Annotated in this window: 20 protein-coding genes; 7 read left to right on the top strand and 13 right to left on the bottom strand. The window is 71.2% G+C overall.

Going from position 1 to position 24,696, the window contains the following annotated elements:
- Positions 1-4: 4 nt before the first annotated feature.
- Genes trxA through dnaK form a run of 6 tightly spaced genes read right to left on the bottom strand, consistent with a single transcriptional unit; the run spans position 5 to position 6,960 of the window.
- A complete protein-coding gene (gene trxA / locus ACQF4J_RS08645; RefSeq protein WP_351578620.1) occupies positions 5-451 on the bottom strand; it encodes a thioredoxin in 447 nt (148 codons plus the stop codon).
- On the bottom strand, positions 448-3,087 hold the full coding sequence (gene clpB / locus ACQF4J_RS08650) for an ATP-dependent chaperone ClpB (protein ID WP_351578617.1): 2,640 nt from the start codon (positions 3,085-3,087) through the stop codon (positions 448-450). The genes trxA and clpB overlap by 4 nt, the downstream gene beginning before the upstream one ends.
- On the bottom strand, positions 3,078-3,485 hold the full coding sequence (locus tag ACQF4J_RS08655) for a chaperone modulator CbpM (RefSeq protein WP_351578614.1): 408 nt from the start codon (positions 3,483-3,485) through the stop codon (positions 3,078-3,080). The genes clpB and ACQF4J_RS08655 overlap by 10 nt, the downstream gene beginning before the upstream one ends.
- Complete coding sequence (locus ACQF4J_RS08660; RefSeq protein ID WP_351803917.1) at positions 3,485-4,435, bottom strand: J domain-containing protein; 951 nt, start codon at positions 4,433-4,435, stop codon at positions 3,485-3,487. Before ACQF4J_RS08660 ends, ACQF4J_RS08655 begins: the two co-directional genes overlap by 1 nt.
- Positions 4,436-4,441: 6 nt before the next feature.
- Entirely contained in the window at positions 4,442-5,050 is a 609-nt protein-coding gene (gene grpE, locus ACQF4J_RS08665) for a nucleotide exchange factor GrpE (RefSeq protein ID WP_351803914.1), read from the bottom strand.
- Positions 5,051-5,058: 8 nt separating this feature from the next.
- A complete protein-coding gene (gene dnaK, locus ACQF4J_RS08670; protein ID WP_351578605.1) occupies positions 5,059-6,960 on the bottom strand; it encodes a molecular chaperone DnaK in 1,902 nt (633 codons plus the stop codon).
- A 274-nt stretch (positions 6,961-7,234) separates the two neighbouring features.
- Between dnaK and ACQF4J_RS08675 the strand changes: the two genes are divergently transcribed.
- The 3 genes from ACQF4J_RS08675 to ACQF4J_RS08685 all read left to right on the top strand — a co-directional run bounded on the left by ACQF4J_RS08675 (position 7,235) and on the right by ACQF4J_RS08685 (position 10,439).
- Complete coding sequence (locus ACQF4J_RS08675; protein ID WP_427165406.1) at positions 7,235-9,016, top strand: PucR family transcriptional regulator; 1,782 nt, start codon at positions 7,235-7,237, stop codon at positions 9,014-9,016.
- Between the two features lie 474 nt (positions 9,017-9,490).
- Entirely contained in the window at positions 9,491-9,940 is a 450-nt protein-coding gene (locus ACQF4J_RS08680) for a DUF1931 family protein (RefSeq protein WP_351578599.1), read from the top strand.
- 343 nt (positions 9,941-10,283) lie between these two features.
- Positions 10,284-10,439, top strand: a complete 156-nt coding sequence (locus tag ACQF4J_RS08685) for a hypothetical protein (protein WP_427165407.1) — start codon at positions 10,284-10,286, stop codon at positions 10,437-10,439.
- A gap of 26 nt (positions 10,440-10,465) precedes the next feature.
- Here the strand turns inward: ACQF4J_RS08685 and uvrA are convergent, their stop codons facing one another.
- Positions 10,466-12,934: an excinuclease ABC subunit UvrA gene (gene uvrA, locus ACQF4J_RS08690; RefSeq protein ID WP_427165408.1), complete on the bottom strand. Its 2,469-nt coding sequence runs from the start codon at positions 12,932-12,934 to the stop codon at positions 10,466-10,468.
- A gap of 476 nt (positions 12,935-13,410) precedes the next feature.
- Here uvrA and ACQF4J_RS08695 point away from each other — a divergent pair, with 476 nt between their 5' ends.
- From ACQF4J_RS08695 to ACQF4J_RS08710, 4 genes are all read left to right on the top strand, one after another.
- Positions 13,411-14,532, top strand: a complete 1,122-nt coding sequence (locus ACQF4J_RS08695; protein WP_351578590.1) for a hypothetical protein — start codon at positions 13,411-13,413, stop codon at positions 14,530-14,532.
- Positions 14,533-14,873: 341 nt separating this feature from the next.
- Positions 14,874-17,048 (top strand): FUSC family protein, encoded by a 2,175-nt coding sequence (locus ACQF4J_RS08700; protein ID WP_351578587.1) that lies wholly within the window; start codon positions 14,874-14,876, stop codon positions 17,046-17,048.
- 1,111 nt (positions 17,049-18,159) lie between these two features.
- Positions 18,160-18,960 (top strand): SDR family NAD(P)-dependent oxidoreductase, encoded by an 801-nt coding sequence (locus ACQF4J_RS08705; RefSeq protein ID WP_351803906.1) that lies wholly within the window; start codon positions 18,160-18,162, stop codon positions 18,958-18,960.
- A 34-nt stretch (positions 18,961-18,994) separates the two neighbouring features.
- Positions 18,995-19,744: an SDR family NAD(P)-dependent oxidoreductase gene (locus tag ACQF4J_RS08710; protein WP_351578581.1), complete on the top strand. Its 750-nt coding sequence runs from the start codon at positions 18,995-18,997 to the stop codon at positions 19,742-19,744.
- Positions 19,745-19,763: 19 nt separating this feature from the next.
- Here ACQF4J_RS08710 and ACQF4J_RS08715 read toward each other — a convergent pair whose 3' ends face one another.
- From ACQF4J_RS08715 to ACQF4J_RS08740, 6 genes are all read right to left on the bottom strand, one after another.
- Positions 19,764-20,816, bottom strand: coding sequence for an MBL fold metallo-hydrolase (locus ACQF4J_RS08715; protein ID WP_427165409.1), 1,053 nt, complete (start codon positions 20,814-20,816; stop codon positions 19,764-19,766).
- Positions 20,813-22,366: a class I adenylate-forming enzyme family protein gene (locus tag ACQF4J_RS08720; RefSeq protein WP_427165410.1), complete on the bottom strand. Its 1,554-nt coding sequence runs from the start codon at positions 22,364-22,366 to the stop codon at positions 20,813-20,815. The genes ACQF4J_RS08715 and ACQF4J_RS08720 overlap by 4 nt, the downstream gene beginning before the upstream one ends.
- 77 nt (positions 22,367-22,443) lie before the next feature.
- Entirely contained in the window at positions 22,444-22,764 is a 321-nt protein-coding gene (locus ACQF4J_RS08725; protein WP_427165411.1) for an EthD family reductase, read from the bottom strand.
- 23 nt (positions 22,765-22,787) lie between these two features.
- Positions 22,788-23,168, bottom strand: coding sequence for a nuclear transport factor 2 family protein (locus tag ACQF4J_RS08730; RefSeq protein ID WP_427165412.1), 381 nt, complete (start codon positions 23,166-23,168; stop codon positions 22,788-22,790).
- A complete protein-coding gene (locus ACQF4J_RS08735; protein WP_351578566.1) occupies positions 23,165-23,515 on the bottom strand; it encodes a nuclear transport factor 2 family protein in 351 nt (116 codons plus the stop codon). The genes ACQF4J_RS08730 and ACQF4J_RS08735 overlap by 4 nt, the downstream gene beginning before the upstream one ends.
- A 110-nt stretch (positions 23,516-23,625) precedes the next feature.
- Positions 23,626-24,252 (bottom strand): TetR/AcrR family transcriptional regulator, encoded by a 627-nt coding sequence (locus ACQF4J_RS08740; RefSeq protein WP_351578563.1) that lies wholly within the window; start codon positions 24,250-24,252, stop codon positions 23,626-23,628.
- Positions 24,253-24,696 lie beyond the last annotated feature (444 nt).

The following is a 24,696-nucleotide window of genomic DNA, read 5'->3' on the forward strand; positions in this document are numbered from 1 at the left end:
CGGATCACCCTTCCCGGGCCGTGATCGACTGTTCCACCCACTGGCGCAGAGCGGGGGCCGGCGCCGCCCCCGCCTGCCGGGCGACCGTCTCGCCCTGGTCGAGGACGAGCAGTGTCGGTACCGCCTGGACCTCGAAACGCTGCGACAGCCGTGGGTTCTTGTCGACGTCGACCTTGACCAGTTTGATTCGGCCGGCGAGATCGGTGGCGACCTTCTCCAGCGCGGGGCTGACCATGCGGCAGGGGCCGCACCAGGTGGCCCACAGGTCGACCACGACGGGGACGTCGGCCCGCTCGGCGACCTCGGTGAAGTCGTCGTCGCCCGCGTCCACCATCCACGGCAGGGGCTGCTTGCAGTGGCCGCACTTCGGGCGGCCCTCCGCGGCCACGGGCACCCGGTTGGTGCGCCCGCAGTTGGGACAACTGACGGTCGTCGCCTGCATCGTGCTCATGCCGCCCGCGCTCCCTTCACGTCCCCGGGCTGGTCGTAGGTGACCACCAGCTCTCCGTGTTCGGCGTCGACGCGGACCGTCGCGCCGTCCTGGACGTCGCCGCGCAGCAGGGCGCGTCCGACCAGTGTCTCGACCTCGTGGGAGATGTAGCGGCGCAGTGGCCGGGCCCCGTACACCGGGTCGTAGCCCTGGTGAGCGATCACTTCCCGCGCAGCGGCGGTGAGTTCGACGGTGATGCGGCGTTCGGCGAGCCGCTGCCGCAGTTCGTCGAACTGCAGCTCCACGATCCGCTCGATCTGCCGCTCGCCGAGCGGCTTGAACAGCACGATGTCGTCGACGCGGTTGAGGAACTCCGGGCGGAAGTGCCCGCGCAGCTCGCCCATCACCAGGGCGCGGGCGTCGGGCTTGATCTCACCTTCGGCGGTGGCGCCGTCGAGGAGGTACTCGGAGCCGATGTTGGACGTCATGATGATCACGGTGTTGCGGAAGTCGACGGTGCGGCCCTGAGCATCGGTGATGCGGCCGTCGTCGAGGATCTGCAGCAGGGTGTTGAAGACATCGGTGTGCGCCTTCTCGATCTCGTCGAACAGCACGACCGAGTACGGCTTGCGGCGTACCGCCTCGGTGAGCTGGCCGCCTTCCTCGTAGCCGACGTATCCGGGCGGTGCGCCCATGAGCCGGCTGACGGTGTGCCGCTCCTGGTACTCGCTCATGTCGAGGCGGACCATGTTCTCCTCGGAGTCGAACAGAGTCCGGGCGACGGTCTTGGCCAGCTCGGTCTTCCCGACGCCGGTGGGGCCGAGGAAGATGAACGAGCCGATGGGGCGGCGAGGGTCCCGGATGCCGGAGCGGGCACGGATGATGGCGTCGGTGACGAGTTTGACGGCTTCGTCCTGGCCGATGACGCGCTCGCGCAGGATCTCGTCGAGGCGCAGCAGTTTCTCGCGTTCGCCCTCCTGGAGGCGGGCGACGGGGATGCCGGTCCAGGCGGCGACGATCTCGGCGATCTCCTCCTCGGTGACGACCTCGCGCAGCAGCCGGTTCTGCCCTTGTTTGGCGGCCAGTTGCTCCTCCTCCGCGGCGAGTCGGCGCTCCAGGTCCTGGAGCCGGCCGTAGCGGAGTTCGGCGGCGCGGTTGAGGTCGTAGGCGCGTTCGGCCTCCTCCGCCTCGTGGCGGACCTGCTCCAGTTCCTGGCGCAGCTCCTGCACGCGGCGGATCGCCTGCCGTTCGGCCTCCCACTGGGCGTGCTTGGCGTCGGCCTCGCCGCGCAGGTCGGCCAGTTCCCTGCGCAGCTCCTCCAGGCGGGCTTTGCTGGCGGGGTCGCTCTCCTTGGACAGGGCCGCTTCCTCGATCTCCAGGCGGGTGACGCGGCGGGTGATCTCGTCGAGTTCGGCGGGCATCGAGTCGATCTCGGTACGCAGCCGGGCACAGGCCTCGTCGACGAGGTCGATGGCCTTGTCGGGCAGGAACCGGTCGGTGATGTAGCGGTGGCTGAGGGTGGCCGCGGAGACCAGCGCGGTGTCCTGGATCTTCACGCCGTGGAAGACCTCCAGGCGTTCGCGCAGTCCGCGCAGGATGGAGATGGTGTCCTCCACGCTCGGCTCGTCGACCAGGACCTGCTGGAAGCGGCGTTCGAGGGCGGCGTCCTTCTCGATGTGCTTGCGGTACTCGTCGAGGGTGGTGGCGCCGATCATGTGGAGTTCGCCCCGGGCGAGCATCGGCTTGAGCATGTTGCCCGCGTCCATGGCCCCTTCGGCGGCGCCCGCGCCGACGACCGTGTGCAACTCGTCGACGAACAGCAGGATCCGTCCCTCGGCGGCCTTCACCTCGGACAGTACGGCCTTGAGGCGTTCCTCGAACTCGCCGCGGTACTTGGCGCCGGCGACCAGGGAGCCCATGTCGAGGGCGAACACGGTCTTGTCGCGGAGGCCCTCGGGGACGTCGCCGCGGACGATGCGCTGGGCCAGCCCCTCGACGATGGCGGTCTTGCCGACGCCGGGGTCACCGATGAGGACGGGGTTGTTCTTGGTCTTGCGGCTGAGGATCTGGGTGACGCGGCGGATCTCCGCGTCCCGGCCGATGACCGGGTCCAGTCGCCCGGACCGGGCCTCGAGGACCAGGTCGCGGCCGTACTTCTCCAGCGCCTCGTAGGCCACTTCGGGGTTGGCGGAGGTGACGCGCTGGTTGCCCCGGACCTGGGTGAGCGCGCTCAGGAACGAGTCCCTGGTGATGCCGGCCTGTTTGAGCAGTCGCCCGGCGGCGGTCGAAGAGCTCTCCTCAGCCAGGGCTAGCAGGAGGTGCTCCACGGACACGTACTCGTCCTTGAGGCGTTTGGCCTCCCGTTCGGCGGCGTCGAGCAGCCGGGCGAGGCGCTGGGTGACGAAGACCTGGCCGGGTGCCGCGCCGGGGCCCGTGACCTTCGGGCGGCGGAAGAGTTCCTCGCGCAGGGCCGCGCTCAGTTCCTTCGGCTCGGTGCCGGCCTGTTGCAGCAACCGAGGGATCAGACCGTCCTCCTGATCGAGAAGTGCGAGCAGCAGGTGTTCCCCGTCGACCTCGGTGTGCCCCATGCCGACGGCCGCGGTCTGGGCCTCCTGGAGGGCTTCCTGGGACTTCTGGGTGAGACGGTTCATGTCCATGGGGGTGTTTCACTCCTCGTGCCGCGGCCGCGCAGGGCGGCTTCGAGCAGGCTGATGCGGTCGAGCAGGTCGAGCACCAGGCCGATGGATGCGTAGTTGAGGCAGAGGCCGGTGCGCAGCCGCTGGATGCGGGCGAGGACCGCCGGGGCCGTGGGGTCGAACACCAGCCCTCCGGAGGCGTCGCGTTCGGCGTCGATCAGGCCGAGGGCGACGAACCGGCGGATGAGATCGGGGTGGAGGCCCGAGCGAAGGGCCACGGCGGTCAGGGAGAGCCTGGGGACGGGGACGAGCGCGTACCGGACAGCCGTCGGGGCGGTGCGGTCGGCACCCGTCCGCGCCGGACGGGCGCCCACGCCGGCCCCGCCGATGCCTGCCGCTCCCGCGGGTCGGTCGTTCATCACGTCCTCCTGGGGTCGTACGAGGAGGTGGCGGCGAGCTCCTCGAACAGTTCGCGCTCCCGCTCGCCGAGGGTGGGCGGCACCATGACGCGGAGTTCGGCGTACAGGTCGCCGTTCGCGCCTCTCGGGTTCGGCATGCCCTCGCCGCGCAGCCGCAGCCGCCGGCCGCTGGACGAGCCCGCGGGCACCGTGACCTTGGCCGTGCCGCCGCCGGGGGTGGGCACCGGCACGGTCGCACCCAGGGCCGCCTCCCAGGGGGTGACCGGGACTTGTACGTGCACATCGCGGCCGTCCAGCCGGAACCGGGGGTGGGGCTGGATGCGCACCCGCAGGTACAGGTCGCCCGCGGCGGCGTCACCACTGCCCCGCCCGCCCTCGCCCGCCAGCCGGATGCGCTGCCCGTCGGTGACGCCCGGCGGCACGTCGACCTCGTACCGCCGCGGCTGCCCGGTGGGACCGGCGAGCGTGACGGTGCGACGGCCGCCCCGGTACGCCTCCTCGACGGTGAGCGGCAGCTCGGCCTCCTGGTCCGCTCCGGGAACGCCGCCCCGGGCGGCGCCGGCCCCGAACATGGAGCCGAACAGGTCCTCGATGTCGATGCCCTCCGCACCGAAGTCGTCGCCGAAGCCGGTGGCGTACCGGACGCGAGGACCGCCCCCGCCTGCGGTCCCCCGACCGCGGAAGCCGCCGCCCGCTCCCGCCGCGACCCGTTCGTCGAAATCCTCCGGGATCTTGCGGAAATCCTCGCCGAAGCGGTCGTAGCGGGCTCGGGTCTTGGGATCGGACAGGACGCTGTACGCCTCGTTGAGGTCCTTGAAACGCTCCTCCGCCCCGGGGTCCTTGTTGACGTCGGGGTGGTGCCTGCGGGCGAGTTTGCGATATGCCTGCTGGATCTCGTCCTGGCTCGCGGTCCGCGACACGCCGAGCACCTCGTAGAAGTCCCGCGCCATGACCGGTCACTCCCGCTTCGCGACGGTCACTGCGGCGGGCCTGAGCTGCCGCTCGCCGTCCCCGTAGCCGGGGCGCAGCACCTCGACGACCGTGCCCGGTGGGGCGTCGGGGTCCTGGACGACGCCGACCACCTCGTGCCTGGCCGGGTCGAACGCGACGCCGGTCTCCGCGTGCCGCGGGTAGCCGAGCAGTTCGAGGACGTTCACCGCCTGGTCGCGTACGGCCCGGACGCCCTCCACGATCGCGCCCGGATCGGCGCCCGCGTGGGTCAGGGCGAGTTCGAGGTTGTCGAGGACGGGCAGGAAGGCGGCCGCCGTGCGGGACCGCTCGACCGCCCGTTCCCGCTCCAGTTCCCTGGCATGCCGCTTGCGAAGGTTGTCGAGGTCGGCGAGTGCGCGCCGCCAGCGGTCCTGCAGTTCCTCGATCGCGGTCGTGTACTCGTCCTCGGCACGCGCGGGACCGGCGGCGTCGGGTCCCGGTTCGCCGTGCGCCCCTTCGGGCCGGGGCGGGCCCGGTTGGGGCAGATCCCCGCGAGGAGGAGGTGCGACGCCTTCCGGGACCGGTACGACCGGATCCGACGCGGCCCGGCCGGGTTCCTGGGGGTGGGTGGGCATGGCGCGCCTCAGCCCTTGTCGAACTCGGCGTCGATGACATCATCGTCACCGCCACCGCCGCTCGTGGGACCGCCGGTGGCGGCGTCCTGGCCGGGACCGCCGCCCGGGGCGCCGGCGCCCTGATGGGCCGCCAGCCCGGCGAGCACCTGCTGGAGTTCGGAGGTCAGGGGCCGTACGCGCTCCACGCCCGCCTCGTCCTTGACCGCCGCCCGGGCGTCGGACACGAGCATCTCCGCGCGTGCCTTCTCGTGCGCGGGCGCCGCGTCGCCCAGTTCGGCGAGACGCTTCTCGACCTGGTACGCGACGGCGTCGAGTTCGTTGCGGGCGTCGACGGCCTCGCGGAGTGCCTGGTCCTGGCCCCGGTTGCTCTCGGCCTCCTGGACCATGCGTTCGACCTCGCTGCGGTCCAGGTTGGAGCTCTCGCTGATGGTGATGCCCTGTTCCTTGCCGGTGTCCCGGTCGCGGGCCTTGACGTTGAGGATGCCGTTGGCGTCGATGTCGAAGGTGACCTCGACCTGCGGTTCGCCCCGCGGCGCCTGGCGGATGTCGGTGAGCTGGAACCGGCCCAGCACCCGGTTGTCGGCGGCCCGCTCGCGCTCGCCCTGGAGGACCACCACATCGACGGCCGGCTGGTTGTCCTCGGCGGTGGAGAAGGTCTCGCTGCGGCGCACCGGGATGGTGGTGTTCCGTTCGATGATCTTCGTCATCACTCCGCCGCGCGTCTCCACGCCCAGCGACAAGGGGGTGACGTCGAGCAGCAGGACGTCCTTGACCTCGCCCTTGAGCACCCCGGCCTGGATCGCGGCGCCCAGGGCCACGACCTCGTCGGGGTTGACGCTCATGTTGGGTTCCTTGCCGCCGGTCAGCCGGCGGACCAGGGTCTGGACTGCGGGGATGCGGGTGGAACCGCCGACGAGGATGACCTCGTCGATGTCGCTCTCGCCGACCTTCGCGTCGGCCATCGCCTGCTGCACCGGTCCCAGGCAGCGCTCCACCAGGTCGCCGGTGATCTGCTCGAACGTGGACCGCATGATCGAGTCGGTGAGGTGCTTGGGGCCCGTGGCGTCGGCGGTGACGAACGGCAGGCTGACCTGCGTCTGCGTCACCGAACTGAGCTCGGTCTTGGCCTTCTCCGCCGCCTCGAACAGTCGTTGCAGCGCCTGCGGGTCCTTGCGCAGGTCGATGCCGTTCTCCTTCTGGAAGTCGTCCGCGAGGTGATCCACCAGACGCCGGTCGAAGTCGTCGCCGCCCAGGTGGCTGTCACCGGCGGTGGAGCGAACCTCCACCACGCCGTCGCCGACGTCGAGGATGCTCACGTCGAAGGTGCCGCCGCCCAGGTCGAAGACGAGGACGGTCTCGTGCTCCTTCTTGTCCATGCCGTAGGCGAGGGCGGCCGCCGTCGGCTCGTTGATGATCCGCAGCACCTCCAGTCCGGCGATCCGTCCGGCGTCCTTGGTGGCGGTGCGCTGAGCGTCGTTGAAGTAGGCGGGCACCGTGATGACCGCCTCCGTGACCCGCTCCCCCAGTTGCTTGGAGGCGTCATCGGCGAGTTTGCGCAGCACCTGTGCGCTGATCTCCTCAGGCGCGTACAACTTGTCGCGCACCTTGAAGCGAGCGGCCCCGCCGTCGCCCTCGACGACGTCGTACGCCACCGCCCTGGCCTCGTCGGAGATCTCGTCGAAGTGCCGGCCGATGAACCGCTTGGCCGAGTAGATGGTGCCCTTGGGGTTGAGGATCGCCTGGCGCCGGGCCAGCTGGCCCACCAGGCGTTCCCCGGTGTCGGTGAAGGCCACCACGGACGGCGTCGTGCGGTTGCCCTCGCTGTTGGGCACGACGGACGGCTCGCCGCCCTCCCACACGGCGATCACCGAGTTGGTGGTGCCCAGGTCGATGCCCACTGCCTTGGCCATGGGGAACTCCTCCCGGTTCGGCGCCTGCGACGCCGACTTTCCGGATTCAGGTGGGGCCTCCGCCGGTTTCGCACCGGTGCGCACGGAGGGTCTCGAGCACTCCAGGGTGGCGAACCGGGTGGCTCCACGCCTGCGCCTGGGGAGTCAGGATTGCGCGGGTCCGGTCGCCCCACGAGTACGAGGGAATGAACCGGAACATCTCGGGTAGGCCCGCCGGGAGCGGGTACGCGACACGCTCGCCTCCCTGAAGGCTCATGGAGAACGGAGTGATCCCATGGCCGGCAGTCGGACGAACAGCCTGTACCACCACCGCTCCGACCGGGCGAGCAGCCTTCCGCGGGGCAGCGCTCGGTGGCACCGTACGGCCGCGCGCGCACGGCCCCGCCCACCCGCTCGCACCCCGGCCGACCATGCTCTTCGCGACCTGACGGTGCTCCCCCGCGCCCTGTTCGACACCTTGGACGAAGGCGAGATCCTGCGACTGGCCATGGACCACATGGCCGCCGCGGGGCCATTCCGCGCCGAGACCGGATACCTCAAGGTGGGCGGCGACCTGATCCCCAGCCCGAGGAACGGGCAGACGCATGCCTCGGCCATGGGCCGGAGGGTGCGGGAGCTGGCCGGGCGGGACGGCCCCGTGACCGTACCCGGCAGGCCCTGGGGCCGCGCCCTGGGGATACGCGGACTTGAGGGACTCCACGGCTACATCGTGGTGACGTGCCGCTCCCAGCCATCCGAGGCCGAGCGATCCCTGCTCGCCACGATCGTCCGGCACACCGCTGCTGCACTGTCAGTCGCCTCCGCACACCGCCGCCGACGCGAGGACGCGCTGGAACTGCACCGGCTGAGGGACGAACGCACAGCCCTCCAGGGGCAGCTGATCTCCGTCGTGGCGGAGCTGGGGTACCAGCGGGCCGTTCACGCGCTGATGGCCGAGGTCGCCGCCTCCAGCGGCGGCGAGGAAGCCATCACCCGCGCACTGCACAGGCTCACCGGACTCCCCGCGCTGGTCGAGGACCGCTTCGGTCGGCTCAGGTCCTGGACCGGCCCCGGCCGCCCCGACCCCTATCCCGAGCCGGACCCCGTGCGCCGGGACGAAATGCTGCACGCCGTCGCCCGTCAGGCCGGGCCGGTGCGGATAAAGGACCGGCTGATCACCCTGGTCCGCCCACACGGAGAGATCCTGGGCGTCCTGGCCGTGGTCGATGCCCGGGACGAGGCCGACGAGCACACCGTGCTCGCGCTGGAACACGCCGCCGCGTCGCTCGCCCCGGGGCTGACACACCTGCGCGATCTGGCCGAAGTGGAGCTGAGGCTGCACCGCGAGCTGGTCGACGACCTCCTGGCGGGGACGGACGAGGCGAGCGCCTACGCCCGGTCCGGGGCAGTCGGACACGACCTGCACCGCAGCCACTACATCGTCGTGGTGCAGTGGCCGAACCGGACTGCGGACGACTCCTTCGCGCAGACCGTGGGACGGGCGGCCTCTGCCGTGGGCATGCGCTCGCTGCTGACCCGCCGTTCCGACCATGTGGTCCTGGTCGCCGACGACAGGCCGCACGCCCGCGCGTTGTACGAGGCGCTCGCCCGGGAGACCGGGACACGGTCCGGGACGATCGGGGTGAGCGCCCCTTGCGACTCCCTGGACGACATACCCCACGGCTACCAGGAGGCACAACGCGCCATGGAAGTGCGCCGCCACTCCCGCGAGCGCTACGGCACGACGTTCTTCGACGAGCTCGGCCTCTACCGCATCCTGGGACCCGGCAATGATTACCGGGAACTGGAGACGTTCGTCCAGGAGTGGCTCGGGCAGCTCATCGACTACGACTCCCGGCACCACACGGCCATGGTGGAGACCCTGTCCCGGTACTTCGACTGCGGCGGCAACTACGACGAGACCGCGGAATCCCTCGCGATCCACCGCAGCACGCTGCGCTATCGGCTCCAGCGCATCCGCGACATCAGCGGCAACGACCTCGCGAACGTCGAGGACCGGCTGAACCTCCAGGTGGCGACCCGGGTGTGGAAGATCGTGCTGGGCGGCCCCGGCTGATGCCTCGCTAGAACTTCTGCGCGACTGGCCTCCCCGCGGCTCATGCGACACCGGTTGTCCGGGAGGCGCGGACCCGGGCACTCGGTACGGGTGGGCGTGACGCGGATCCGCGGCGGACGGGGGCCCGAGATGTCTGCGGAATCGGCCAGAACGATCGCGCTCGCTTCCGGTGGGTAGATCGCGGCGCTCGGGCAGGGCACCGGGTACCCGGGCGAGGACCCGGCCCGGCGTCAGCAGGAGAAGATGCTGCCCGGGCGCACCAGTTCCGCACGCTCACGCCGGCTCACGTCCGCAGGGCACCGCCAGTTCGGACGCCTCATGCTGCTCTGCCAGGGGAAGTGGGGGCGCCCTTTTTCGGCCTGGGGTGCGGAGGCGCTCAGCAGGGGGCTCTGCGAATCTTGAGCGGGTAACAGCCGATGGCGGCGCGGGCGGGAGCGAACGACGCCGTCCGTTCCCGGTGAGGAGGCGAGAGGCATGACCGTGATGGGTGTGTCGAAGTTCGAGAGGTTCTTCCGCGCCGCCGCAAGCCTCGACATGGACAGGAACGACCTGAAGCGGTACGGCGACTTCGTCGACGCCAAGCTCTACGACCTCCTGGTCGTCGGCCAGGCGTCGGCCAAGGCCAACGGCAGGGATACCGTCGAACCGTGGGACCTACCGATCACCAAGGGCCTCCAGGAGAGCATCCACCGGTTCCGGCGACTCGACGAGGAGGTCGAGCTGAAGCCGATCCTGGAACAGCTCGCCGCGCACCCTCCTCTCGACAGGGCACCCACCCAGGAGGCCGAGGAGCGCTACCCCGAGATCATCGGCGGTCTCAGCGTCGCCCTCGCCGAGACGTTCAAGACCATGTATCCGGATGTCAAGAACCCGCAGACCAGTCACTGGGAGGGCGTGACCGCCGTGTTCGACCGGCTGCTGTAGCAGTCGCGCCCCGGTGCATGTGGCAGCTTTCACTGACCGCGCGCAGACATGCGCTCGGGACGCCTTCGGCCGGGCCTCGCAGTCCCCGGTCCGCGGGCGAGCAGTGCGCGGTGCGGGAGCCGTTGTCGCCGAAGGGGGCCAAGGAGGGGCGGGCGCCTGTCCGGCCTCGGCGGCAGTTGATCGACGACCGGGTCCGTGCCGGTGTTCCGTCGCGGGACACGCCCGTCGAGTACGAGCCATGGGGCCGGGTCTACGACCTGCCCCTTTGATGGCAGCGGAACGGAACCTGGCACCGGGTCCTCACCCGGCTCCAGTCTCTGGCCGACGCGAAGGGTGCGATCACGTGGGACGTGAGCGTCGACTCCACGGTCTGCCGCGCCGCCACGTCGCCGAACTCGTCGTGGAACGGGCCCAGACGGGAGACCTCGCGAGCGATATCCGCCACAAGCCGGAACGCAGCGGGGCGACGCGCGCGCCCCTGCGAACCGAACCCGGCTGACCGGTGCTCAGCCCCTCGCGCCGTCGTCAGGAGCGCGCGAGCCGGGCCGCGAGATAGGGCGCGGTGGCGCTGCGGCGGGCTCTCGCCACCTTGGCCGGCGGGCCCGCCACGACCACCCGCCCGCCCGCGTCGCCGCCGCCCGGCCCGAGGTCGATGACCCAGTCGGCGGTGGCGATCGTGTCCAGGTCGTGCTCGACGAGGACGACCGTGTTGCCGGCGTCGACGAGCCGGTGCAGCTGTCGCAGCAGCAGCGCGATGTCCGAGGGGTGCAGCCCCGCCGTCGGCTCGTCGAGCAGGTAGAGCGCGTGCCCGCGGCGGGCTCGCTGCAGTTCGGTGGCCAGTTTGATGCGTTGCGCCTCACCACCGCTGAGTTCCGTCGCGGGCTGCCCCAGCCGCAGGTACCCCAGTCCCACCTCGCGCAACGTCTCCAGACTGCGGGAGGCTGCCGGGACGGCGGACAGGAACTCGGCGGCGGCGTCGACGGACAGCCCCAGCACTTCCGCGATGTTCTTGCCGCGGTGGGTGACTTCCAGTGTTTCGGCGTTGTACCGGGCGCCCTGGCAGGTCGGGCACGGCGCGTAGGTGCCGGGCAGGAACAGCAGTTCCACCGCGACGAATCCTTCGCCCTGGCAGGTCTCGCACCGCCCTTCGGGCACGTTGAAGGAGAACCGCCCGGCCGAGTAGCCGCGAGCCCTGGCCTCGTCCGTCGCCGCGTACAGCTTGCGCACCGCGTCGAACATCCCCGTGTACGTGGCCAGGTTGGACCGGGGAGTCCGGCCGATGGGCCGTTGGTCGACCAGGACCAGCCGGTCGAACGACTCGACCCCCGACGCGTCCTGGACGTCGACCTCCAACTGCGCCTCGTCGGGCTCCTCGAGTACGACTCCGAGGTGGCCGCGGACGACCTCGGCGAGCACCTGCGTCACCAGCGTCGACTTCCCGGAACCGGACACGCCCGTCACCGCCGTCAGTACGCAGAGCGGTACGGCGACGGACACGTCGTGCAGATTGTGGCGGGAGACGCCGCTCAGGTGCAGCCAGCCGTGCGGTCTGCGCGGGCGGTGATCGAGCGGCTGGGCGCGCCCGAACAGGTACCGGCTCGTGGCCGACTCCCCGACCCGCTCGAGACCGGCGACCGGGCCGCTGTACAGCACGCGTCCGCCGCCCTCACCCGCGCCGGGGCCGATGTCGACCACCCAGTCCGCCCGCCGGACGACGTCCATGTCGTGCTCCACGACGAACAGCGAGTTGCCCGCCGCCTTGAGGCGGTCCAGCACGTCCAGCAGCGGTTCCGCGTCGGCCGGGTGCAGGCCCGCGGAGGGTTCGTCGAGGACGTAGACGACGCCGAACAGCCCCGAGCGCAGCTGGGTGGCGATCCGCAGGCGCTGTGCCTCGCCGGGCGACAGGGTCGTCGAGCGGCGCCCGAGGCTGAGATATCCGAGGCCCAGGTCGAGCAGTACCTCGACCCGCGCGACCAGATCGCCGCAGATCCGGACCGCGACCTCGGTCGTCTCCCCGGATCGGGCGGTCGACGTGGTGGCGTCGGCCTCGGACCGCCCCGCGACGGGCCGCAGCAGCGCCACGACCTCGGTGAGCGGCATGGCGTTGATCTCGGCGATGGACCGTCCGGCGAAGGTCACGGCGAGCGCCTCGGGCCGCAGTCCGCTGCCGTGGCACTCGGGGCAGGGCACACTCCTGACGAACCGGAGCGCCCGTTCGCGCATCTTCTCGCTCTTGGAGTCGGCGAGGACGTGCATGACGTGCTTGCGGGCGCTCCAGAACGTGCCCTGGTAGCCGTAGTCGACGCGGTCCTCCTCCGGCTCGACGTACACGGAGGGCTGCTCGTCCGTGTACAGCAGCCAGTCCCGGTCCTTCTTCCTGAGCCTGCGCCACGGTCGGTCGATGTCGATCCCCAGGCCGCTCACGACACTGCGCAGGTTGGCGCCCTGCCAGGCGCCCGGCCAGGCGGCGATCGCCCCCTCGCGGATGCTCAGCGAGGGGTCCGGGACGAGCAGGTCCTCGGCGACGTCGTGCACGACGCCCAGTCCGTGGCACTCCGGGCAGGCGCCGGCCGCGGTGTTGGGTGAGAACGACTCGGCCTCCAGCCGTGCGGCCCGGGGCGGATAGGTGCCGGCCCGGGAGTACAGCATGCGCAGCAGATTGGACAGCGTGGTGATGGTGCCGACCGTCGAGCGCGAGCTGGGCGACCCGCGTCGCTGCTGCAGGGCCACGGCCGGTGGCAGTCCGGTGATCTCCTGCACGTGCGGTGCGCCGACCTGTTGCAACAGCCTTCGGGCGTACGGTGCCACGGACTCGAAGTAGCGCCGCTGAGCCTCCGCGTAGAGCGTGCCGAACGCGAGCGAGGACTTGCCCGAACCGGAGACGCCGGTGAAGGCGACCATCGCGTCCCGCGGAACGTCGACGTCGATGTTCCGCAGGTTGTTCTCACCGGCGCCCCGGACATGCACGAAGGGGTCGGTCGCGTCCTTGTCCACCGTTCCTGACTACCTGATCGCGCCGGGAACCGCGCGACAGGAGCCGTCACCGGGCCGGCCCGCTCACACGAGCGTCCGGCCAAGCCCGGTATGAGCCGCAGCCAGGGAACATTCGAGGGCGCTTCACCGTTGAAGCAAATGTGGGCGTGAAGGGAACAGTGTCCCCGGGCCTCACCTTTTGCTCATGAGGACGATCGTTCGGCTGAAGCCTCATGGAGCCTCCGCCGCGAGGCGACCGCCCTTCGCGCCCACTCTCGATCGGCCCCGGCTGGGGATCCCCCGAACCAGTCGGGGCCTTCGCCTGCCGTGAGCGAGTTCGGTAACCGGTCCACCGGGTACTGTCGGGACGTCGGCGCCTCCTGGGCGGAGGTCGTGCGGCGCACGGTCAGAGCCAGCGCGTCACACGGCGTCGGCGATGCCTCGGGGGGCATCCTGTGGGAACGGGCGATCGCGGGGGCAGCCGACGAGAAGGAGTCATGCGGGTGTCGTCTCAGGGCGTTACGGTCGTGGCTCTCCTGGCGGATCCGGACGCGCCCACGGAGGTCGCGCAGCGCATCGCCCGGATACTTCCTGCTCGGCTCGCCGACAAGTCTGTCCAGGGGCGACGGTTCGACGTCGAGGTGGTCAGTGAGCCCTTCACCGCAGGGACCGAGGATCTGCCCACTCTGATGCGCCGGATCATGGACCGGGGAAGTGCGGAGAGTTGGGACATCGTCGTGGCCCTCACCGACCTTCCGCTGCACTCACAGGGGCGCAAGATCGTGGTGGATCTCAGTCACGAACACGGCTTGGCACTGCTGTCTCTTCCTACGCTGGGCGGCTTGCGGCTGCAGACGAGGGCCCGGCGGGTTGTGGAAGAAGCCGTGCTCAGTTTGGCGCGTCCGCGAGCCTCCGGGGTGGAGGGACCTCCGCAGAGTGAGCCGTTGCTGGCTCCCTTTGTCAGTCGTTTCGCGCCTATTCACCCGAGCCAGGTCGGTGCGGAGGAGACCGCTGATCTTCGGTACGTCGTCAGCGGGCCGCGCGGCTACCTGAGGGTGCTCTTCGGTATGGTCCGCGCCAACCGGCCGTGGCGCTTGGTGCCGGGCCTGTCGAAAGCCCTGGCGGCCGCACTCGCCACGGGAGCCGTCGCCACCGTGAACTCCACCACCTGGAGCCTGGCCGAGGCCCTGAGCGCGCCACGCCTCGTGATCGCCACGGTCGGGTCTGTCGGGCTCATGATCGGCTGGCTGATCGTAGACGGGCAACTGTGGCATCGATCAACAGAGCTCTCGCCGGAGGCGAGGCAGAGGGCGAGGCTCTACAACACCTCGACGGTCATGACCGTGGGTATCGGGGTGCTCGTCTGCTACTTGGGTTTGATCGTCATCAACTTGGTGTGGGCCCTGTTCATCCTCAACGGCCAAGTGTTCGCCTCCACGACACGGACCCCGCTCAACGCCACGGCATACTGGACGTTGTCCTGGTTCGTCGCTTCGGTCGCCACGGTGGGCGGGGCGCTGGGGTCGGGCTTGGAGAGCGACGAGGCGATCCGGGCAGCCGCCTACTCCAAGCGCGAACAGGACCGCCGCCACATGCTCCAGGACGACGACAGCGACTAGCTGGTGACCCGCGCCGGAGATGCGTTGGTGGTCGGTGGTCGTCCGCGTACGAGGATTCCGCTGATCGATCGGTGCGTGGTCGTTTCGCGTCGTGGGCCTGCGGGGACCCGGCCGGCACGCTGCCGGAGCGCCGAAGCTCCGCCTGGCAAGCCGGCGGCGGCACCACCGTTTCACCTGAATCGGGTGAGCGGCCCGCAGAGGCATGCCGGAGCCACGGACCCCGTCGCACCAACTCCCGGGAGTCTGGCTCTGTACGCCGTCTCCATCACCGCCGTGCCGCGGTCATGCCGCGACACCGAGGAAGTCATCATGAAAGCAGCGGTCTGGCCAGGCTCACACCCGTGACGTGGCTGCGGGCCTTCGGGGAGGTCGTGCGATCCGGGCTCACGATCGAGGAGACGCGGCTGGAGCCCCTGCTCGCGCTGCGCACGGCCGCTGGGGTGGCGATCGTCGTCGGGCCGACGCTGTGGCTGGTCTCCCCTGCGTATGCCGCGTCCGCCGCCCTCGGCGCCTACTCCGCGGGTGGGGCCACCTTCCAGCGCACCTGGCGTCCACGCAAGGTGATCGCGCTCGGCGCGGGCGCGGGTCTGGCGCTCAGCACCTTCGTGGGCTACCTGGCCGCGGGACGACTCGTGACGTTCCTCCCGCTGCTGGCCGTATGGGCCTTTGCCGCGGGAATGGCGTGGGCCGTCGGATCGACCGCCGGGATCGTCGCGGCGACGACGGTCGGCAGCATGCTGGTGACCGTCACCCTGCCCACGAGCGTCGGGCGAGCCCTGGAGCACGCAGGGGTCATCGCACTCGGGGGCGTGACGCAGGCCGTGCTGATCCTGCTGTTCCCGATCCGGCGTTGGGGAGCCCATCGTGACGCGCTCGCCGACGCCCTGGCCGCCGTGGCGGACTACGCCCGCCGGTTGCGGCACGACCCGACCGCACCGTTCGACCCGGACCCGCTGATGACCGCCCGGGACGCGGCCGCCGTGACGCCGTCACAGGCCCGAACCCGTCCCCCCGTCCTCCACGGCCCCCGGGGACTCGCCGAGCGCATTCGGCCGGTCGTCGCCGCACTCGCCGACCCGGACGTCGGCGCCCCGGCGGAGGGACCCGGGCGGGACCGCGCGCGGGAGTTGCTCGACGCGGCCGCCGACGTCCTCGATGCGGCCGCCCGTTCGATCCGGCGCGGCACTCCCGCCGAGGTGCGGCCCGGGAGCACGGACGTCCTGCGCGTCGACGAGGAGCACGAGGTGCTGGAGGGCCCCGCGCGGCAGGCCGCCGAGCGGCTCGTGGAACTGCTCGGCGAGGCGTTGGAGATCGCGCGCTGCGGCGGCGCGCGCGGGAGGACGCCCACGCCGCCCGGCCCCGCGGGCACCCAGTTCCTGGTACGCCCGACCATGCTCCGGCTGGTCCCGGTCGTCGTCCGGGCGGTCCGCCGTGAACTCCGGCGGGACTCGCCCGTGTTCCGGCACGCCGTCCGCCTGGCGGCGGTGGCCACGCTCGGCTATCTGATCGCCGCCCGGCTTCCCCTGGGCCACGGCTACTGGGCGCCCATCGCGTCGGTGATGGTGATGCGGCCGGACTTCCACCGGACGTACGCGCGCGCGGTGGCCCGTCTCGCCGGGACCCTTGCGGGGGTCGCGCTCGCCACCGGGATGGTGCGAGCCCTGGGCCCGGACGCCCATGTGTTCGGCGCGCTGGCGGTGGTCTCGGCGGGCCTGTCGTACACGCTGATCCGTACCGGCTACGCCTACTCCCAGTGCTTCACCGCCGCGTACGTCGTCTTCCTGCTCGGCATGGGCGGCCAGGCATGGGAGCAGACGGTCCCGGAGCGCGTGGTGCTCACCCTGCTCGGCGGGGCCCTGGCAATGCTGGCCTACGTGGTGTTCCCCGCGTGGGAGACGCCCCGGCTGCCGGGCCGGCTCGCGGACTGGCTCGCCGCCAACGGCCGCTACGCGGCCGCGGTGCTCCGCGACTACGCCGAACCGACCCGGGAGCATCACGCCGACATGCGCAGGGCACTGCTGGCGAGCAGGGAGGCACGTGCCGCCTGGCAGGAGGCGTACGACCGGGCAAGGCAGGAACCGGTCCGCCCCAGGGGTCTGACGTTGCGCGAGGCGCAGGAGGCAGAGGAGGCGCTCAAGCGGTTCGGCCGGGCGGCGATGCTCATGGAGAGCCACGTCCCGCGGGCGGACAGCCGTTTCGCGCCCGAGGCGGAGCGGTTCGCCGAGGCCCTGGAGGCCGACACCGAGCAGGCGGCAGTCGACCTGCGCGAGCACAGGAATCCGGACTGGGGGCACGTGGACGAGGCGTTCCACGCGTGGGAGGGCGCCGCCGGGGACCGAAGCCCGGTCGTGCGGCGCGAGGCGGGACTGCAAAAACGGGCCTTGGAAGAGCTCGCGACGGCCGTGAGCCGCACGCCCCTGGAACGGGACGTCGGCTCTGCTCGCGAGGACCAGCGGGTGCGGGCTGCCGTGGCGGCGGAAGGTGACGGATCAGGCACCGGGCACCAGGGTGGGTGACGACTTCGGCGACGGGGAGCGTCGCGCCGTCCTCGAGCGGCAAAGTACCCTCCCGGCCGCGTCGGGTGCCGCCACACATACGCGGCTGTCGCCGATACGAGGCTTCAGCCCAGCCAGGGTGCTGCGGTGGCGATGCCGTTTCGGCGATGGGGCGAGCGGTTGTCGGCGGTGGTTCCTCCCTCGGCGGGAAGGACGGCGAGCCGCGCGCGACCGAGCCGTTCTTCAGCGCGAGGGGCCGTGGGCGCGGGTGGTGATCGAGATGCGGCAGCAGTCGGGGCGGTGTGCGCCGAGCAGCGGGACGGGGCGCGCGGGCCTTCGGTGAGCTCGCCTTGGCACTCGACCCGCAGGACGTCGACCACGCGGTTTGCCGTAGCCGACCTCCTCACGTGTACGGGTGCGCGCATCGGGTCGGCTTGCCACAGTCGCCTGCAACGGCTCGGCCTCCGGCTGACGCCGGCCACTCATCGTGGGATTTGCGCTGACCGCTCGCTGAGTTTGCTGACAGTCCGCCGGTCTCACCCTCGACGACAAGCGTGACCAGAGTAAGGAGGGAGCCCCCAAGCTGCATCGAGATCCCGGTCACGTCACGTCGAAGCGAGTGGTGGCAGCGAAGATGACGGTTCGGCCAGGCCGACGACGGCGCCGAACACCATGCCCCGGTAGCCCGTGGCCCCGACCTCGGTCAGGACATGTCGGCGAGGGCGCAGCCGAGGCCGCGGCCCACGTGGTCGGGGTCGGCCACGAAGCCCGCGTTGGCGACGCGGACGGCGGGGGCGCCTTCGGTTCGGGGTGAGGTAGGCGGAGCCGACCGCGGCTCCGTCGGCGCCCTCGGCGACGTTCCGGGCGCGGACGTGGTTCTGCGCGTCCAAGCAGGATCGATCGCCCCGACCCGCCCGTCGCGGCCACCCGAGGGGAGGCCGCTCCCTTGGAACTGGGTTCAGTATCCGAAACCGAACCCCGAACCCATGCCGCCTCACGCCGCCCCCTCAGGAAACGGCCCAGGCGGACCCGTGCCGAGCCTTGTCGTGCCCGCCCCTCTGAATCTAGACTCAATAGAGGTGAAGTCAGTTCAGTTCAGGTGTTGCGAAGCACACTCGGGAGTATCCGCACAATGGGATCCTTGGACGGCAAGACCGGGCTCGTCACCGGGGCGGGGCAGGGCATCGGGCGAGCCATCGCCGTGGAGATGGCTCGGCAGGGCTCGTCCGCGGTGGCCGTCGCGGACCGGGACGCGGAGACCGCCGCCGGGACCGCGGAGCTGGTGCGTGCCGCCGGGGCACGGGCCGAGGTGATCGTCTGCGATCTGCGCGTGCGTGACAGCATCGCCGAGATGGTAAAGCGCACGGCGGAGCGTTTCGACGGACTCGACGTGCTGGTCAACAACGCCGGGGTGATCGAGACCGCGTTCACGGCGGAACCGGACCGAGGCGTCGACGCGCTCCCCGAGGAGGTCTGGGACGCGGTCTACGAGGTCAACCTCAAGGCGGTGTGGCTGACGACGAAGTTCGCCGCCCCGTATCTGCGCCGCTCCTCGCGCGGGGCCGCCATCGTCAACACCGCCTCCGTCTCCGGCCTCACCGGATTCCCGAACGCCCCCGCCTACGGCGTCACCAAGGCCGGTGTCGTCCATCTGACCAAGGTGACCGCCGTCGACCTGGCCCCGGTGCGCTGTAACTGCCTCTGCCCCGGCGTCATCGACACCTCCCTCACCCAGGACACCTTCGCCGCCGCCGAGGACCGTGACGCCATGGAACGTGAACTGACCTCACCCCAGTTGGTGGAGCGGCTCGGACGCCCGGAGGAGGTCGCCAGGCTCGCGTGCTTCCTGGCCTCCGACGACGCCGCGTTCATCACGGGATCGTCGTACGTGATCGACGGCGGCGCCCTCGCGTGGCTCGGCGTACGGAACTGAGGATCACCGAAAAGCCAAGAAGTGAGGGGACACGATGCAGTTCAGGCTGGCCGGGAAGACCGCGTTGGTGACCGGTGCCACGGGAGGTATCGGCGACGCCGTCGTACGGCGGCTCGCGGCCGAGGGTGCGGCCGTCGTGGTGACCGACCTCGACGCCGATCGTTGCGAGAAGCTCGCGGAGGAGGTCGGAGGCGGTGCCCTGGGGCTGGCCCTGGACGTCGCCGACGAATCGGCCTGGCGCGCGGTCGTCGCCACCGCGACCGCCGCGCTGGGCGGACTGTCCGTGCTGGTCAACAACGCCGGCATCGCCACGATGCACACGGTCGAGACCGAGACCATGGACTCCTGGGAGCAGGTCCTCGGCGTCACGCAGACCGGTGTGTGGCTCGGCATGAAGTACGGCGGCCCGGCCATCGAACGCTCCGGCGGCGGCTCGATCGTCAACGTCGCCTCGATATTCGGCACGGTCGGTGGATTCGGCGCCCAGTTCTCGTACCACGCGGCCAAGGGCGCCGTACGCCTGATGACGAAGAACGCGGCGCTGCACTGGGCGACGCGCGGGGTCCGGGTCAACTCCCTGCACCCCGGTTTCATCGAGACACCCCGATCGCGCGAACTGTGGCGCGGCACGCCCCGGTTGACGGCGATGCTGGAGGGGACGCCACTCGGCCGGCTCGGCACGCCCGAGGAGGTGGCGGCCGCCGTGGCCTTCCTCGCCTCCGACGACGCGAGCTTCATGACCGGGTCCGAGCTCTACGTCGACGGAGGCTGGACCGCGCGTTGAGCCGGCCGTGCCGACCGTCCTAGACGGCCGTGGCCGCGTACCGGTCGACCCCGTCGGACCGTGTGCGCAGGGCCCGTCCGCGTGCCGCCAGCACGTCCAGGTGCGCCGCTGTCTCGTTGACGGCGAGCATCTGGTCGAAGGCGCCGAGGTCCGCGAAGGACACCTTGCGCCGGGTCCATCCCAGCTCCCCCGCCACGTCGTACGCGGTGCGCGTACGGTCGCCGAGGGCGGCCAGCGTCTCGGCGAGCCGGTCGTCGTGGTGGGCCAGCAGCTCTCCCACCCGTGCGTGCATGCTGTCGCCGACCGGACCGTGGGCGGGCAGCAGGCGCGCGTCGGCGAGCGTGGTCATCAGGTGCAGCGAGTCGAGGTAGTCGCCCAACGGCAGGGCGGGGCCGCCGAGTTCGAAGCCGATGGACGGGGTGATGTGCGGAAGGACGTGATCCCCGGAGAAGAGCAGCCCCCGCGCCTGGTCGAGGTAGACGACATGCCCCTGGGTGTGGCCGGGCGTCGGGACGACCGTCAAGCGCGTGTCACCGAAGCGGAGTTCCTCCGCCTGCAGCCAACGGTCCGGCGCCTCCCAGACGGTGGCGTCGAAGCTGTCGTCGTACATCGCGGCGACACGCTCGGCGAGTTCGTCGGCCCCGGCCCGGCGCAGCGTCTCGAGCGAGCCGACCGGCTCGTCCGTGCGCAGCTCGCCCAGCAGTTCCAGACCGCGCCGCTCGCCCGCGCCGAGGTAGACCCGCGAGCCCAGGAGTCTGCGCAGTTCGACGGCCTGGGTGTAGTGGTCGCGGTGGATGTGGGTGACCAGGACGTGGCTGATCTCGCCGAGATCGTGGCCGAGTTCGCCCAATGCGTCCTCAAGTGCCTTGCGGGACTCGGGGATCGACCAGCCGCCGTCGATCAGGACCAGCCCCTCCGTCAGTCCCTCCAGCGCGTAGACGTTGACGGCCCGCAGTCCGTCCTCCGGCAGCGGGAGCGGAATGCGGTGGACCCCGGGTCGTACGGTCTCGGGTCCGCCCTGCGCCCAGCGGCCGCGGTCGAAACGGGTGGGACGGGTCGTGGGGGTGGTCATGCATCTCCTTGCCGGTGCTGTTCGAGGTGTTGCCGGTGCTGTTCGGGGTGGGCGGCGAGCCGCGCGTGCAGGTCGTGGGCGAGCCTGCGGGCTCCCGACCGGTCGAGCTTGCCGACGGTCGTCTGCGGCAACTCCCCTACGGTGAAGGCGAATTCGGGCCACTTGGCCTTGGACAGACCGGTGCGGGCCAGGTGTGCGGTGATCTCGCCGAGGCCGAGTTCACCGCTGCCGTCCTCGACCACGACGAGCACGGCTGCGCGTTCGCCGAGGAGCGGGTCCGGTACGGGGGCCACGCAGGCGCGGGCCACGGCCGGATGGGCGGCGACGGCGCGCTCGATCTCGGTGATGTCGAGGTTGCGTCCGCCGCGGATGATGACGTCCTTCTCCCGGCCCATGACGGTGACCGTGCCGTCCTCGCCGGTCACCAGCAGGTCGCCGGTGGGGAAGAAGCCGTCCGGGGTGAGGGCCGGCGGCTCGACCTTGCCGTCGCGTGCGTAGCCGAGGAAGAGGGACGGGCCGCGTACCTGGGCATGGCCCGTCGCCCCGGGCCCCAGGACGGTGCCGTCGGCGGCGACGGCCCTGAGGTCGGTGCCGGGGAAGGGCCGTCCGTCACGGCCGAGGCGGATCTCCTCGGGGTCCTCGGGCCGGGGCGAGGTGTGCCCGAGGCACTCGGACATGCCGAAGACGCGCAGGATCTTCGTCCCCAGCGAGCGTTCGGCACGGGCGAGGGCTCCGCGGTCCATGGGGCCGCCGCCGACGGTGATCGAGCGGACCCCGGCGAGGGGCTGCGAACCCGCGGCGGCGGAGCCCATCTGCAGAGCCATGGTCGGCACGCACATGGTCCACCGGACGTCATTGGCGGCCATCCGCGCGAGTGCCTCCCGGCGGTCCCATCGGCCGGACAGGACGAGTGGTCCGCCCAGCATGAGCGAGAGGCAGACCCCGAAGCAGTAGGCGGCGGTCGAGGAGAGCGGGACGACGGCGGCCACCGCGTCCCCGTCGCACAGGCCGTTGACGTCGATCGTGCAGGAGCACGCGTACCGCAGGGCACTCTCGGACTGGACGACGCCCTTGGGCCGTCCGGTGGAGCCGGAGGTGAGACCGATGAGGGTGCCGCCGGACCAGCGGGAGACATCGCGCGGACCACGGCCGGCGCGGACCGCCCAGCCGTCGAGGGCCTCGGCCGTCAGCGCGTCCGGCAGGGCCGCGCCGCCGCCCCACTCCTCGATCGCGGACGGTTCGGCGACCAGGAGGTCCGGCCGGATGTCCTCCACGGCCGCGGCGAACTCGGCGCGGGTCGTGTGCCGGTTGACCAGGGCCAGCACCCCGCCGGTGAGTCCCACGGCGAGGGTCGCCGCGACCGTGCGCCAAGAGTTGTCGGCCTGGAGGAGCACGGTGCCGCCCGGAGCTCTGTCCGGGGTCATCGCCTCGGCCAGCTCGGCCGCCCGCCGCAGGAGATCGCGCGCACCGTGACGTCCGTGGTCGTCGACGACCGCTGTGAAGTCGGCCTGTTGGGACCGTTCGTGGAACTCCCGCACTGTCTGTCGCATCCGCTTCCTCGCCTCGTTGCGAAGGGCCTTCACGAAGGGGGTGGGCCGGGTCGGCCCGGATCCGTACCCCGGCGGGCTCAGCCGCCGTACATCTCCATCTCGCCGCCCATGACGGCGATCCGGCGGCCGCGCATGTCGCCCACCTGGGCTACGGCCGCCGCCCACTCCGCGCTCCGCAGCGCCTTGTGCAGGTCCTCGGCCGTGTCGAAGCCCAGGACGGAGACGCCGTCCCAGCCCTCCGAGCGTGGTTCGAGCGCCGAGTCGACCTCGGTGTGCCGCCAGGACCTGAGCCCGGGCAACTGCCGTGCGAGTTCGGCGTGTTCACCGCGCCACCAGTCGATGAACCGTTCGTGGGTCCACTCGGGCGGCCGGGCGGCCAGCAGAACGAGGTTGTACATTGCGCCTCCTCAATCGCGCCTTCTCAGGTGAACAGGACCGCGGGCGAGCGCCCGATCAGCAGGCGCCGTACCCGGCCCTCGTCGTCGAGCCGGGCGGAGGCCACGAAGGTCGCCTCCGGTAGCCCCGACCTGCGCACCTCGCCCAGGTACAGCTCGTCCTGGCCGACGGTGGACGCGGTCAGCAGGTGGTGGGTGCGCACGCCGACCTCGCGCTGGGCGAGGTAGCCCTCCATCTCGGCGCGGCCGCCGTGGAAGTCGGTGCCGGCGTCGCCCCCGGTGGAGAACAGGATGGAGAAGGTGAAGTCGTCCGCGATCAGGTCGAGGATGCGGTCGGCGTCGTCGCTGTCCGGGATCCCGAACCAGGTGGTCAGAAACGGGGCGGCGGACGTGGACGGCGCGCTCACGGCCGGTCCACGAGGTCGAAGTCGGTGGTGAAGAAGGACTGGTAGCGGGCCATCAGTCCGGCGGGTGAGACCTGTGCGGCGGAGAGGAACGCCCCCGTGGTCACCCCTTTCTCGACGACGAAGCCGTACGCCGTCTCGACGTCACCGTCGACCGCGTACCGCTTGATCTCGTGGGTACGGTCCACCGCCTGGCGTCCGGCGATGTACGCGGCGAACTCCTCGCGTGACGTCCCGCTCCGCTGCCCGCCGGGCAGGGCGATGAGGAAACGGAAGCCGGGCTCCACCAGGTCCAGGGCCTTCTCCGGGTCCTGGCCGTCCATCCGGGCCATGTATTCGCGAAGCACCATTGCTGATCGCTCTCTCCCGAGGAACACAAACAGAAGCACAAGCAAGCTGAGTTCAGTTCAGTTTGACTGTAAGACGACCGCCCCGCCCCCGACAAGGGGCGGGCCGGAGCCTATTCCGCGACCATCCGCACCACGCAGCCCTCGATCATCTCGCTGATCTCCGACAGGGGGATCGCGCCGGTCGGGCGGTACCACCGCCAGACACTGACGATCATGCCGAGCACGGCGAGACCGAGGGTGTGCGCGTCACGGACCGGGAACGAGCCCTTCGCCATGCCGCGCATCAGCAGGCTCGTCCAGTCCCGCTCGACCATCTGGACCAGTTGGCGGGCCGCGACTCGCTCGGTCTCCTCGCGCTTGGACTTCCGCGGGTTGGCCAGCAGGGACATGTTGGCCTGCAGGATGCGCATCTGGCGGATCTCCTGCTCGGTGACCGCGAAGGCGGCCCGGACCGCCGCGCGCAGTTCCTCCACCGGGTCCGTCGCGTCGGTCGTGGCCTCGACGAACTGGTCGTGGGAGCGCTGCAGTTCCAGTCGCATGATGGTGAGCAGGCAGTGGGCCTTGGACTCGAAGTAGTGGTACAGGGCGGTCTGCCCGATGCCGACCCGGTCGGCCACCTCCGACCACTTGGTGTTCTCGTAGCCGTCCTCTCCGAACCGCTCCACGGCGGCCACGAGGATCGCGCCGCGCTTCGACCTGGGCCCCTCCTCCGGATCCACGATCCGCGCCCTTGCCATCGCCTCTCCCTCTCGTCCACGGGCGGTACCGATCACCGTCCGGTGTCCGAGAGTAGACCCAAGTTCAAGTCGGCTACGAATCGAAGATCGGGCGGATTCATCCGGCGAGGCCGACCCCGCGGCACCGCGCCTGGCGAGATCGGGTCACTACGGATCAGATCGACGCGGCCACGGATCCCTCGGCCATCGGCCATCGGCGCCGCGCTCTCCGGCACGGGGCCGACAGACCCATCACGTGCCATCCGACCGGGGGAGCCGGGTCGCGCAGACTCGGGTGGCGCAGAGTCGGATCGCGGTCGACCGGGCGGCGCAGACTCGGACCTCGCAGCCACCGGCATCGCGCCTCCGGCACCCAGCCGGCAGGCCCATCACGTGCCATCCGACCGGGGGGGCCGGGTCGCGCAGAGTCGGGTGGCGCAGAGTCGGATCGCGGTCGACCGGGCG

The sequence above is a fragment of the Streptomyces sp. C1-1 genome (assembly GCF_050214755.1).
Lineage (GTDB): Bacteria > Actinomycetota > Actinomycetes > Streptomycetales > Streptomycetaceae > Streptomyces.